The following is a 12,102-nucleotide window of genomic DNA, read 5'->3' on the forward strand; positions in this document are numbered from 1 at the left end:
CCTAAGCGAGTTGTGCCGCTAACTGGGTTGTGTCCAAATCTTTGCCGATGAAGACCAATCGAGTTTGCCGCACTTCATCAGAACGCCAGGGTCGATCGTAGAAATGCTCGAATCGTGATCCCACGCCTTGAACCACTAGCCGCATCGGTTTATCGGGAACCGCTACAAATCCCTTCACGCGGTAGATTTCTTGTTCCTGCACCAGTTTTTCTAATTGCGATCGCAATTGATTCGGATCGAACGATTTATCCAGGATCAGATGCGTCGATTGAATTTCATCATCGTGATCATGTTCTTCTTCGGTGTCGTGATGGCTTGGACGGGCATCTAAGTTCTCTTCCACTGCTGCATTGAAGCCGAGTAAGAGATTGGGATCAATTTCTCGATCGCTACGTCCGTTTTCGACAATCTTGACGGCTCTGGGCAGTTCTTGTTCAACTATCGATCGAACCTTTCCCTGAGCTTCGGAATCGACTAAATCGGTTTTATTCAAAATTACGAGATCGGCACAAGCAAGCTGATCCTCGAACAATTCTTGCAGCGGAGTTTCGTGATCGAGATTGGGATCAGCTTGTCTCTGAGCTTCAACAGCTTGGAGATCTGCCGCTAAAGTTCCAGTCGAAACAGCTTCACAATCGACCACGGTAATGACACCATCAACGGTCGCTGCATTTCTGATTTCATGCCAGCGGAATGCTCTAATCAACGGTTTGGGTAATGCTAAACCAGAAGTCTCGATCAGGATGCAATCTAAGCTGTCTCTGCGTTTGAGCAATTCCAGCATCGTTGGGAGAAATTCTTCTTGAACCGTGCAGCACAGACAACCATTAGTCAGTTCGACGATATTACTGGTTTCGTCTTCGGGGCAAACCTCGCACGATTTCAGTAATTCCCCATCGATCCCCAATTCCCCGAATTCGTTGACCAGTACCGCAATTCGTCGCCCTTGATTGTTTTGCAGCAGGTGACGAATCAGAGTCGTTTTTCCGCTTCCTAAAAAGCCAGTAATGACAGTAACCGGAATCTTTGCAGCCATAAATTTTTTATTGAGCAGTCGCGCTCGATCATACCAAGTCCAAACGACGAATCCTGGAAACCCGATGAATTTCTTCACCTAGATTCCCTGGATTCAAAAATTGAAAAGCTCAAAAACTCTATTCTGCCGTTACCAATTCGGTGCTGCCCCGACCGCGTTTCCGGGTCAAAGCGTTGAACAATGCAAGCCCGATCGCTTTAACTAGGTTGCCTTCTAGCTCTTTGAACACGTCCATGTTCATGCCAAATGCGTCGTTTGCTTCTTCGACAATTCGATCAGCGGTCGCATCATCGATCGGCATCGAATCTAAGCGAGCGCGGTACTCTTTCTTGAACGCCTTCTCATCGGAAATGTGCTTGAACTCGTAGAAGCTCGTTCCTTCACCTTCAGTGAGATTCATGCCGTTTTGGGCGATCTTCTTGAGGATTTGACCTCCAGATAAATCTCCGATGTAGCGGGTGTAGGAGTGAGCGATCAAGAGTTCAGGATTGCTGTTACCAATTTGGTGAATTCGCGCCACATACGATTGAGTTGCGCTCGAAGGAGCGACTTGATCCCGCCAGTTTTTGCCGAAATAGTAAGCCAGATCTTGCTCAAGAGTTTCCTTGCGTTCCAGTTCTGGGAAGTACACCTTCGACAAAATCGGATGATCTTTGTGGCGGCGCATTTCCTCTTCCATTGCCGAATAGACAAAGTAGAAGTTGGCAACGAGCTTGCGGTACGATTCTTTTTCGACCGTTCCTTTTAGAAAACACGCGATGAAGCCTGTATTCTCAGCCATCGTGTGAGCTTTTTTGGTTCCTTCGCGAAGTTTTGTTGCTAAATTGCTGCTCATTCTAAACTTCCCAACACTGTAAATTTAAGTGGTTCGCTGGCGCGTATTTTTTGCTGGCGATCCCAAATTTTAGTTTAAATCCCTGAATTCGGCTTAATTAAAGGCTTTGAACCCGGAATCGTACCCGAAATGTCAGAATCACCATGTTTCGCTATTTATTAAGGTATTCCGATTTGATGAACGTTTTCATTACAAATTCTTACGTGAGGCGGATGTCGCGCTAGATTTTAGACGATTTCTTTTTCCTTTTCTCATGCAGGAAGTTCTTAGTTGGATTCAAAATCTTGGTGCAGTGGGCGCGATCGCATTCATCGCTCTCTATACTTTCGCTGCTGTTTTCTTCATACCCGGAACAATCTTAACGCTAGGCGCAGGAGCGGTTTATGGAATCTTCTTGGGATCAGTTTACGTTTTCGTAGGGGCAACTTGTGGCGCGATCGCAGCTTTTTTAGTTGGTCGCTATCTGGCACGAGATTGGGTCACACGCAAAATTGAGGGAAATTCCAAATTTAAAGCGATCGATGAAGCCGTTTCTAAAGAAGGTTTGAAAGTTGTATTGCTCACCCGATTATCTCCAGCGTTTCCGTTTACGTTGCTGAATTATGCGTATGGACTGACGCGAGTGGCGTTGAAAGATTATGCGATCGGCTGTTTTGGAATGATTCCCGGAATTTTGATGTATGTCTATATCGGTTCATTAGCGGGAAATTTAGCAACGCTGGGAGCAACGGAACTGAGTCAAGAAGCACAACTCGTACAGTGGGCACTTCGGATCATAGGATTCATCGCTACAGTAGTCGTAACGGTATACGTGACTAGAATCGCTAAAAAAGCTTTGAAAGAATTAGAAGAGAATTAATCTGATGAAAGATTCGCTGATTTCTCCGCTTGATACTCACAATGAATTATTAATCTCTCGTGTGCATCCGATCGATTGGGTGAACCCACAGCCAAAAGACCAATATGACTTGGTTGTAATCGGTGCGGGAACAGCAGGATTAGTTGTGGCAGCGGGCGCAGCGGGATTAGGAATTGGGCTGAAAGTTGCCATCATTGAAAAGCATTTAATGGGCGGTGATTGTCTGAATGTTGGATGTGTTCCTTCTAAAACGGTGATCCGATCGTCGCGTGTTGTAGGAGAAATGCAACAGGCTCGATCGTTTGGAGTGATGCCACCCGATTCGATTGAGGTCGATTTTCCCGCAGTGATGGAACGGATGCGGCGAATTCGAGCAGAGATTAGCGAAAACGATTCAGCAGAACGATTTCAGAAGCTTGGAATTGATGTGTTTTTGGGCGAAGGAAAGTTTTTGGATAGAGAACGGATTGCCGTTGGAGATCGCATTCTAAAGTTCAAAAAAGCTACGATCGCAACCGGAGCACGAGCAAGTAAGCCGAATATTCCCGGACTAGCAAAAGTCGGATTTTTGACGAATGAAACGGTGTTCTCGTTAACTGAGCAACCGAATCGATTGGCTGTGATTGGAGGTGGATCGATCGGTTGTGAAATGGCTCAAACGTTCCGAAGATTGGGCTGTGAAGTGACACTATTTCATAACAAAGATCGCTTGCTCGATCGAGAAGATCCCGAAGCGGCTGAACTTCTCAAACAAGTTCTGATTAATGAAGGAATCCGAATTGTTTTCAATAGCTCGATCGACAAAGTAGAACCCGGCAAAATCATTCACTTCAATTCACAGCAAATTACCGTCGATGAAATTCTAGTGGGAGCAGGTCGATCGCCTAATGTTGAACGATTAAACCTCGAAGCTGCTGGCGTTGACTACACAAAAAAAGGCGTGAAAGTGAATGACTACCTGCAAACCACGAATCCTAAAATCTTTGCTGCGGGCGACATCTGCATGGATTGGAAATACACTCATGCAGCGGACGCGGCAGCAAGAATTGTGATCAAAAACGCGCTCTTTTCGCCCTTTGGATTAAGTCGATCGAAGCTGAGTGATTTAATCATGCCGAGAGCGATTTATACTGATCCCGAAATCGCTCAAGTTGGAGTTGATCACGATTCAGATGCAGAGGTGATCAAGATTCCATTGGAAAAAGTCGATCGAGCGATCGCAGATGGAGAAACCAATGGATTCGTCAAAATCTTGCATCGAAATGGCGAAATTTTGGGAGCTACGATCGTTGCCCGTCATGCAGGCGAAATGATTAGCGAAATCACTTTAGCGATCGTTGGAAAATGCAGCTTGAACACTTTATCCAGCGTGATCCATCCCTATCCCACTCAAGCCGAAGCGATCCGAAAAGCCGCTGATGCTTACCGCAAAACCTTACTCACTCCGAGAAGCCGGAAGCTTTTAGGCTTATTGACCAAACTTTCATAGGGCGTTCAGGTTTGCTAAGGTTTGTTAAGCTGAAAGCGCATTAGATCTGGATGGTATGCAACCCTTATTCAATCAATCGGTCAAGGTCGAGACGTTGGAAATTGTGATCGACAATTTCCCTGCTCATTTAGATGGGACGAAGCTCGTTCAGCTTTCGGATTTGCACTTTGATGGAATGCGTTTATCTAACGAAGTGCTAGATCAAGCGATTATTGCAACCAATCAAGCTGAAGCAGACTTCGTGGTGATTACAGGCGATTTTGTCACCGATGATCCGACTCCGGTTCATGAGTTAGCGAAGCGACTGAAACACATAGAATCTCGTTGCGGTATCTATGGAATTTTGGGAAATCACGATTTGTATCGTCACGATAGCAAGCAAACCATTATTGATGGACTTGCCAAGGTAGATATTAAAGTTTTGTGGAACGAGATTGTTTACCCGGTGGGAGAAGGGCTTGCACTGGTGGGTCTAGCTGATCTTTGGTCATCTGCTTATAAACAATCGGGTGAATTGATGGCGCAACTTCCCGCAGATTTACCTCGGATTGTGCTTGCTCATAATCCTGATTCTGCTGAATCACTGCAACAGTACCGCGTCGATCTACAGCTATCAGGACATAGCCACGGTGGGCAAATCATCATTCCTGGAATTCTGAATGTTTCTGTAACGTGTGCCTATCTTTATCGAACCTTGCCTAGAAACTTAAAACATCGAATTTCAGCCTTAAAAGCTTGCTACCGCGTGATGAAACACTGGGAATGGGTTAAAGGATTTCATCAAGTTGGTAGCAATCGATTGTACGTAAATCGAGGATTAGGAACTTATTTTCCAGGTCGATTGTTCTGCGCTCCAGAAGTCACGGTGATTACGTTGCACAGTCGAACCGAGGATATTTGAAACGTGCTGTTCATTGCGCTCACCCGCCCCGGAATGAATTCGGGGCTAATCGAACGCAGCGAGAAAACTTTGATACTTTTCAAACATCCTCTAGCTTCTTAATTTCCGAATTTGTCGGGTTTCCTTTAAAATTCCCTCGACATCTTCATCGCTCAAGCGCCGCACATAATTGATTTTGACTTCCTCTAACAAGTCGATCGCTAAACTTTGAATCTCCTGAAGCGATCGCTGTTGCTGTAGTTCAGTTGCAAAACTCTGCCCAAAGTTTTTCACAAGTTTGCTCACTAATTCCGCGCCGACTTTATCATTCAAAGCCAGCACGATAGCGTCATAAGCTCCACTGGTCACTTCAGCCACTAATCGTTCATTCATCTGTCTCGGCAAATCTCCCACCAATGGCATCGATTTCAAGCTCTGATAAGCAGGCGACTGACTCAAAACCGTATCGATGCTATGGCGGAGTAAGGCTTCTAAATCAGGTCTAACTTTCGGTAAAACTTGGTAAACCGTAGTTTGCAAAATGTGAGTCGTTAATTCTTGAATTTCGTCGCGTTGATTCAAGTCAATGTAAGGTCGATTCACGGATTGAATAATCCAGCGCGATAGTTCACCGCGCTCGATCGACGATTGCATTCGATCGATCACCTGAATCACGACGACTTCCGCCATATCCTCGGAAATATTGGCGACAAATCCCTGACTAGCTTGCTGGCGAATGTGACTAAAATCGACAATCCGGGCTTGATCGAGTCGAACAATCGTTGGGATCACCCGCAACCAGCGCCAAAAGGGTAATAACAGAAATAAGTCATACCATCGCCAAAGTGCTGCATCGATCCAACTCAAACTCTTGTAGCGGCGACTGAGATAGAACGTTCGGGCGATAAATTCTAGTGCAAAGATCGCAACAAAAGGCGCGTCAAGGAGCCAAAACCAATCGACAAACTCGCCGTTTTCACCAATCGATCGATAATAATTTGAAGCAATCAACGGACGAATTTCGCGATCGAAAAACTCCAGTTCGCTATTCGCTCCGCGCTGCGTTAGATTTTCTGTGCTCCAAAATGTTGTAAATGCTTGTTTTGCAGATTCACGCCTACGTTGCTGAAAGATATGCTCACGCATTCGATTTTTTATTTTCTCTAGCGTTCCGCTCTTATTCGCAACTGCAAAGGGATTCGTATCGACGATCTCTGCACTGCGATCGCGCAATTCTTGAAGTCTTGCTTGAACCTGTGCGCTTTGCAATCCTGCCTGTTGAAGTTCCTGCTGCAAGAGATCGACAGTTTCTAAATACGCTTCAGTGTCACGATGCGGTTCGATGCCTTTGACACGATCGTAAACTCGCGTTAGTTCTGGAAAATTCCGAAACCAGAAATCCCGCCACGGCACATAAGAGCTATCAAACGCAACCAATCCCAAATTTGCCACAGCCAAAAGCGCCATCGCTCTCTCGAACAAGAGGTTTCGACGCAGCGGAGAACGAGACGGAGACGATCGCATAGCTTTCAAACCAGCACTCACTGTCTGAATTCTAATCTCGATCGTTAATCATCGGCTTCACACGGATGGAAGAAGCAGTTTCTCCGTAGAAATACTTTCGTTGCTTCCTAGAATCGCCCGATATTAATTTCATTCCCTGGAGGGAGTTCGCACCTTGAATCCCCTGAATACTGTGAATAAAGGTAGAGCAACCTGACTAAACGGCTCTGAGTAGAGATAATCTGTTTCGGTTTCTATACAGACACTAAGACATCTCCAGGACAAAAGCCAGTGTTATTACGGACAATTTATATTCTCTTTATAGAATAAGTCGCAACTTACTGAAGTTTTGGAGTGAAATGGATCACGATCGCTGCCCTTATCGATATATCGCCAGCAATAAATAGACCAGTCTGCAATCGTTGTATTGACGTTTTGATATTGTTTCTATCGAAATCGCTGAGAATCAATCGAGGGTCTACTAGAGCAATTCTACGGATGCTCGTGTTTTCACGGATGCTTCACTTATTAATATGAAGAAACCATAAAGTTTTTCATATCCTCCGGATAACTCGCTAGAATCTTTGCGGCGAATTTTCCTCGATCTGCGACTTTTCACAGAAGCATCTATCCTAGATAAGGACTCGATCGCAGTATTGACCATGACCGACTTTTCCCCCATTCACGTCATTGGAGGCGGACTTGCAGGCACAGAAGCCGCTTGGCAGATCGCTCAAGCAGGTATTCCCGTCATTCTTCACGAAATGCGCCCTGTTCGACAAAGTCCCGCTCATCATTCTGAACATTTGGCAGAACTTGTTTGTAGTAATTCTTTTGGGGCGCAGGCAACCGATCGCGCTTCAGGTCTTTTGCACGAAGAATTGCGGAGATTAGACTCGATCGTGATTCAAATGGCGAACAAGCATCAGGTTCCAGCCGGAGGAGCATTGGCAGTCGATCGAGGAGTTTTCAGCCAGGATTTAACCGAAACGCTTTCCAGTCATCCTCTAATCGAATTGCGACGTGGGGAACTTACGGAAATTCCCAGAGATGGAATCGTGGTGCTGACGACCGGACCGCTGACCAGTGAAGCGCTGGCGGAAGATTTGCGTAATTTTACCGGAATGGCTTATATGAGCTTTTTCGATGCGGCAAGTCCGATCGTTGTGGGTGAATCGATCGACTTTGAAACAGCGTTTTTGGCATCCCGATACGATCGAGGAGAAGCTGCGTACCTGAACTGCCCGATGAATAAAGAGCAGTATCTCCACTTCTGGCAAGAATTGTGCAAGGCAGAACAGGCGGAACTCAAAGATTTTGAGCGGGAAACGGCAAAGTTTTTTGAGGCTTGTTTACCGATCGAAGAAATGGCTCGACGTGGCGAAGATACGATGCGATATGGTCCGCTTAAGCCTGTGGGACTGTTTGATGCTCGAAAAGGTGATTTCCGCGAGAACAAAGAGCATCGCCCTTATGCAGTTGTTCAACTCCGCCAAGAAGACAAGTCTGGGCAACTCTGGAATATGGTCGGCTTCCAAACGAATCTTCGATGGGGCGAACAAAAGCGCGTCTTTCAACTGATTCCAGGCTTAGAAAATGCCGAACTTGTCCGCATGGGTGTGATGCACCGAAATACGTTCATCAACTCCCCTGAATTGCTCTCACCGACGCTGCAATTTAAGAATCGATCGACCTTACTCGCTGCTGGACAATTGAGCGGAACCGAAGGGTACACGGCTGCTTGTGCAGGTGGATGGCTTGCGGGAACGAATGCGGCGCGAATTGCTCTAGGATTACCAACGGTTACTTTACCTGTCACGACTATGATGGGCGCAATGTTCGACTTCATCAGTTCTGCTTCTCCCAAGCACTTCCAACCGATGCCGCCGAACTTTGGAATTTTACCGGAACTCCCGAAGAAGATTCGCAACAAACAAGAGCGGTATGGACAATATCGCGATCGCGCCCTTTCAGATCTCGACCAATTCCGCCTCTCTCTAACCAAACCTTATGCGCTTGCTTTGTCTTAGTAACGGTCACGGTGAAGATACGATCGCAATTCGCATTCTTCAAGCTTTACAGCAAAAATCGGATTGCTCGATCGAAGCTTTACCGATCGTTGGGGAAGGTCACGCTTACAGAAACGCAAACATTTCGGTGATTGGTTCTGTGAAAGTGATGCCATCGGGTGGATTCATTTACATGGATAACAAGCAACTCGTTAGAGATATACAAGGGGGATTAGTAAAACTAACGCTAGAACAAATCAAAACGATCAAAAACTGGGCAAAAGAAGACGGGCTAATTCTGGCAGTGGGCGATATTGTTCCAATGTTCTTTGCTTGGATGAGTCGCGCTCCGTTTGCTTTTGTTGCAACTGCAAAATCGGAGTATTACATTCGGGATGAAAAAGGCGAATTGCCGAGAAAATCCTGGTGGGACGATCGATTAGAGCGATCGACGGGATGTATTTTTCAACCTTGGGATCGCTGGCTGATGAAGCGTCCTCAGTGTAAAGCTGTTTTTCCAAGAGATCGCTTAACCGCTCAAGTGCTCAAACGCTTTAATGTTCCGGCTTTTGATCTCGGCAATCCAATGATGGACGGCTTAGAGTGGTCAGGATCAAACGAATTTGATGGATTAACGATCGCATTAATTCCCGGTTCCCGTCCGCCCGAATGTTTTGCCAATTGGGAATTGATTTTACAAGCGATCGACAAACTACGCGATCTAAACCGCCCCTTACAGTTCTTGAGCGCGATCGCACCTGGAATCGATCTTGATCAACTACATGAATTATTAGTGAGTTATCGCTGGCGTTCCATAGATTCAAATACTTATGTGAATGGCTACGGTGAAAATTTACCAATACTAAAGTTACTACCAGGACGATTTGCTGAATGTATCCAACGGAGTGAGATCGCGATCGCAATGGCAGGAACCGCCACCGAACAATTTATCGGACTTGGGAAACCTGCCTTGATCATGCCAGGAGCCGGACCCCAATTTACACCTGCATTTGCTGAAGCTCAAACTCGATTGTTAGGTGCATCTGTGACGCTCGTTCCGCATCCTTCCCAAATGAGTCATGCAATTCGTTCTTTGCTTGAAAATCCCGATCGGATTCAAATCATTGCAGACAATGGGCGGCGACGAATGGGAGAACCGGGAGCCGCAGATCGAATTAGCGATCGACTCATTGAAATCATGAAAACGCTCTAATTCCACAGTGGGATGAACTCCGAATCGGTTCTCTTCACAATGGGGACTAAATTTATAGTCAAGGAGTCCCTACGATGAAATCAAATTCTAAAGACACCCCCGAAAAATCTTCTGCTGTTCTGTTAATCGGTACATTAGTTGGCGTGCTGTCGATCGTGCTTTTAGCGATGTTCTACTACTTCTCAACCAACACGCATTTGACCTCATAGTTTGCTGCTATCGATCGCGTTCTAAAAGCTACTGGAACGCGATCAGGATCACTAACACTGCAATCCTGGAATGGCGGCATCTTTATTTCTATCCAAAAAGAGCAAACTTCCTTAAGACAGCCCTGTTCCTGCACGAAATCCGATACAGTCATGTCTGAGAAGCCTTCATATCTCAGGGACAGTTCTATGACGATCGAAAACCAACGATGCAATATGACAGTTCAAATCGTTGTAGATGCCCGCGCTCGCTTGGGTGAATGTCCCGTCTGGAATGTCGATCGACAACAGCTATTCTGGGTCGATGCCTATAACTATCGCGTTCATCAATTTGATCCAGCAACGGGTCAGAATCGATTCTTTGATGTAGGGGATGTCGTGAGTGCGATCGCACTTGCAGGCGAAAATCGACTGTTGATTGCACTGCGCGATCGACTTGCCTTTCTCAACATTGACTCTGGCGAAGTTACTCCGTTCTATCAGTTCAAATTCCCTTATCCGAACACTCGCTGTAATGATGGCAAGAGCGATTCTAAAGGTCGATTCTGGATCGGAACTGTGAGTGAAGCACCTCAGCAAGCAGAACTCTATCGCTATGATCCAGACGGCTCGATTCGGGTCATGGAAACTGAGCTAACAATCTCGAATGGTTTGGGCTGGAGTCCCGATCAATCGACCTTTTATCTTACCGATTCGGTCAAACATCAAATCTATGCTTATGACTTTGATGTGGAATCAGGAACCATTCAGAATCGACGAACTCTGATCGATCTAAGCGACGAAGAGGTTGAACCCGATGGATTGTCGATCGATACCGAAGGCAATATCTGGACAGCACTTTGGAATGGTTGGTGCATTGCTTGTTTCAACGCATCCGGACAAGAACTGAAGCGCATTGAGCTACCGATACAACGTCCAACCAGTGTGACTTTCGGAGGTTCGCAACTCACCGATCTGTACATTACATCTGCTTCGGTGGGACTGAGCCAAAAAGAGATTCAGCAACAAGTCAATGCAGGCGATCTCTTTCGGTTCGCGGCTGATTCGAGTGGAATGCCGAGCTTTGTTTCGTCGATCGCTTAATACCAAAAATTCGAGGATCTCGATTTGAAATCCTCGAATTCATTCAATCTTTCACAGCAACCAGCCCGATCTAATTTTCGTTCAGCTTTCCTTCCGATCGATTCAGCACCGAATCCGTCGGCAAGCAGAGCAAGTTATCGCCCTGTGTCCGGATCATGCCTTTCTGACGGAGTTTACCCATCAAGCGCGTGACCGTCACACGAGTCGAACCGATCGCGCTGCCAATTTGAGCATGAGTCAGCGGAAAGGGCAGGCAATACCCTTCATCCGTCGGCTCACCGTACTCTTCAATGAGTAGCGTCAAAAATCCGAGAAGACGATCGATCGTCCGACGCTGCCCCAGAGTACTCAGCCACAACAATTTCCGCTGATGCTGATAACGGAACGCATCCAACACCTCCCGCCGGAAATGAGGCCAATTATCCAAGTCGTGCCAATACATCCACACCACGGATGTTTGATCCACGTGAGCATAAGCTTGAAGCGTGAACGGCGATTGCGCCACAATTTCAAACGGTTGACCCGTACCCACAAATCCTAGAAACGCTTCCTCTGGACTAATCCGCGCCAAGCGAGTCGCATTCCCACCCGTTGCATTGACCTGAGCCGTACCCACTAAACGAACTGCACCCTTTTGTACGAGATAAAGTAGACCCGGACGAGTCGGAACTCGTTCATCTTTACTAAAGTTGCGAACACGATAGTGCTCCTGCGCCCAATCAATAATTCGTTGCCAGGTCAGGAACGGACGAGCCGCATCAGAGTTTTGAGGTGTGACTGAGTACATAAGTTGTTTTTAGGCTGTTGGAGAACAGTGGGACTTTGACAAGCGCTGAGTAATCAGCGGGGTTGCAAAAAATCCAGACGAACCAGGAGATTGCTCAATTGGTGTGGTAGGTTTCTTACAATCCAGTATCTTACGAGATCATACGGAGAAATTAACCTTTTGCCAGTGAGATCACGGTGATCTTTACAGAATTAAGCATAAA

Annotated in this window: 11 protein-coding genes; 7 read left to right on the forward strand and 4 right to left on the reverse strand. The window is 46.3% G+C overall.

From position 1 onward, the window contains the following. Nucleotide 1: 1 nt before the first annotated feature. The gene (gene cobW, locus ACQ4M5_RS12735) at nucleotides 2-1,114 is read right to left on the reverse strand and encodes a cobalamin biosynthesis protein CobW (RefSeq protein ID WP_430675993.1); all 1,113 of its coding nucleotides are present in this window, start codon (nucleotides 1,112-1,114) and stop codon (nucleotides 2-4) included. A 40-nt stretch (nucleotides 1,115-1,154) separates the two neighbouring features. Next, the gene (locus ACQ4M5_RS12740; protein WP_430675994.1) at nucleotides 1,155-1,871 is read right to left on the reverse strand and encodes a heme oxygenase (biliverdin-producing); all 717 of its coding nucleotides are present in this window, start codon (nucleotides 1,869-1,871) and stop codon (nucleotides 1,155-1,157) included. Nucleotides 1,872-2,124: 253 nt separating this feature from the next. On the opposite strand from ACQ4M5_RS12740, the gene ACQ4M5_RS12745 reads away from it, so the two are divergent. The 3 genes from ACQ4M5_RS12745 to ACQ4M5_RS12755 are packed head-to-tail and all read left to right on the forward strand — an operon-like array spanning nucleotide 2,125 to nucleotide 5,120. Continuing rightward, nucleotides 2,125-2,730, forward strand: a complete 606-nt coding sequence (locus ACQ4M5_RS12745; RefSeq protein ID WP_430675995.1) for a TVP38/TMEM64 family protein — start codon at nucleotides 2,125-2,127, stop codon at nucleotides 2,728-2,730. Nucleotides 2,731-2,734: 4 nt separating this feature from the next. Then, nucleotides 2,735-4,219: a mercuric reductase gene (locus ACQ4M5_RS12750; RefSeq protein ID WP_430675996.1), complete on the forward strand. Its 1,485-nt coding sequence runs from the start codon at nucleotides 2,735-2,737 to the stop codon at nucleotides 4,217-4,219. Nucleotides 4,220-4,274: 55 nt separating this feature from the next. Further along, nucleotides 4,275-5,120: a metallophosphoesterase gene (locus ACQ4M5_RS12755; RefSeq protein WP_430675997.1), complete on the forward strand. Its 846-nt coding sequence runs from the start codon at nucleotides 4,275-4,277 to the stop codon at nucleotides 5,118-5,120. A 90-nt stretch (nucleotides 5,121-5,210) separates the two neighbouring features. On the opposite strand, the gene ACQ4M5_RS12760 is transcribed toward ACQ4M5_RS12755, so the two are convergent. Further along, the gene (locus tag ACQ4M5_RS12760; RefSeq protein WP_430675998.1) at nucleotides 5,211-6,623 is read right to left on the reverse strand and encodes a hypothetical protein; all 1,413 of its coding nucleotides are present in this window, start codon (nucleotides 6,621-6,623) and stop codon (nucleotides 5,211-5,213) included. A gap of 641 nt (nucleotides 6,624-7,264) precedes the next feature. Between ACQ4M5_RS12760 and trmFO the strand changes: the two genes are divergently transcribed. From trmFO to ACQ4M5_RS12780, 4 genes are all read left to right on the forward strand, one after another. Further along, nucleotides 7,265-8,632, forward strand: coding sequence for an FADH(2)-oxidizing methylenetetrahydrofolate--tRNA-(uracil(54)-C(5))-methyltransferase TrmFO (gene trmFO / locus ACQ4M5_RS12765; RefSeq protein ID WP_430675999.1), 1,368 nt, complete (start codon nucleotides 7,265-7,267; stop codon nucleotides 8,630-8,632). Next, nucleotides 8,613-9,824 carry a lipid-A-disaccharide synthase-related protein gene (locus ACQ4M5_RS12770; RefSeq protein ID WP_430676000.1) on the forward strand — a complete coding sequence of 404 codons (1,212 nt, stop codon included), beginning with the start codon at nucleotides 8,613-8,615 and terminating at the stop codon, nucleotides 9,822-9,824. The genes trmFO and ACQ4M5_RS12770 overlap by 20 nt, the downstream gene beginning before the upstream one ends. Before the next feature lie 74 nt (nucleotides 9,825-9,898). Then, nucleotides 9,899-10,033, forward strand: a complete 135-nt coding sequence (locus tag ACQ4M5_RS12775) for a hypothetical protein (RefSeq protein ID WP_430676001.1) — start codon at nucleotides 9,899-9,901, stop codon at nucleotides 10,031-10,033. Between the two features lie 186 nt (nucleotides 10,034-10,219). Then, nucleotides 10,220-11,113 carry an SMP-30/gluconolactonase/LRE family protein gene (locus ACQ4M5_RS12780; RefSeq protein WP_430676002.1) on the forward strand — a complete coding sequence of 298 codons (894 nt, stop codon included), beginning with the start codon at nucleotides 10,220-10,222 and terminating at the stop codon, nucleotides 11,111-11,113. A 70-nt stretch (nucleotides 11,114-11,183) separates the two neighbouring features. On the opposite strand, the gene ACQ4M5_RS12785 is transcribed toward ACQ4M5_RS12780, so the two are convergent. Further along, a complete protein-coding gene (locus ACQ4M5_RS12785) occupies nucleotides 11,184-11,900 on the reverse strand; it encodes a Crp/Fnr family transcriptional regulator (RefSeq protein WP_430676003.1) in 717 nt (238 codons plus the stop codon). Nucleotides 11,901-12,102 lie beyond the last annotated feature (202 nt).

Source organism: Leptolyngbya sp. AN10 (genome assembly GCF_050565645.1).
Lineage (GTDB): Bacteria > Cyanobacteriota > Cyanobacteriia > Leptolyngbyales > Leptolyngbyaceae > Leptolyngbya.

Bases quoted from the DNA above. Each gene is read 5' to 3' on its own strand.
- ACQ4M5_RS12770 (WP_430676000.1), top strand. From the start codon at position 8,613: ATGCGCTTGCTTTGTCTTAGTAACGGTCACGGTGAAGATACGATCGCA.
- ACQ4M5_RS12740 (WP_430675994.1), bottom strand. From the start codon at position 1,871: ATGAGCAGCAATTTAGCAACAAAACTTCGCGAAGGAACCAAAAAAGCT.
- trmFO (WP_430675999.1), top strand. From the start codon at position 7,265: ATGACCGACTTTTCCCCCATTCACGTCATTGGAGGCGGACTTGCAGGC.
- ACQ4M5_RS12785 (WP_430676003.1), bottom strand. From the start codon at position 11,900: ATGTACTCAGTCACACCTCAAAACTCTGATGCGGCTCGTCCGTTCCTG.
- ACQ4M5_RS12775 (WP_430676001.1), top strand. From the start codon at position 9,899: ATGAAATCAAATTCTAAAGACACCCCCGAAAAATCTTCTGCTGTTCTG.
- ACQ4M5_RS12745 (WP_430675995.1), top strand. From the start codon at position 2,125: ATGCAGGAAGTTCTTAGTTGGATTCAAAATCTTGGTGCAGTGGGCGCG.
- ACQ4M5_RS12760 (WP_430675998.1), bottom strand. From the start codon at position 6,623: ATGCGATCGTCTCCGTCTCGTTCTCCGCTGCGTCGAAACCTCTTGTTC.
- ACQ4M5_RS12780 (WP_430676002.1), top strand. From the start codon at position 10,220: ATGACGATCGAAAACCAACGATGCAATATGACAGTTCAAATCGTTGTA.
- ACQ4M5_RS12755 (WP_430675997.1), top strand. From the start codon at position 4,275: ATGCAACCCTTATTCAATCAATCGGTCAAGGTCGAGACGTTGGAAATT.
- ACQ4M5_RS12750 (WP_430675996.1), top strand. From the start codon at position 2,735: ATGAAAGATTCGCTGATTTCTCCGCTTGATACTCACAATGAATTATTA.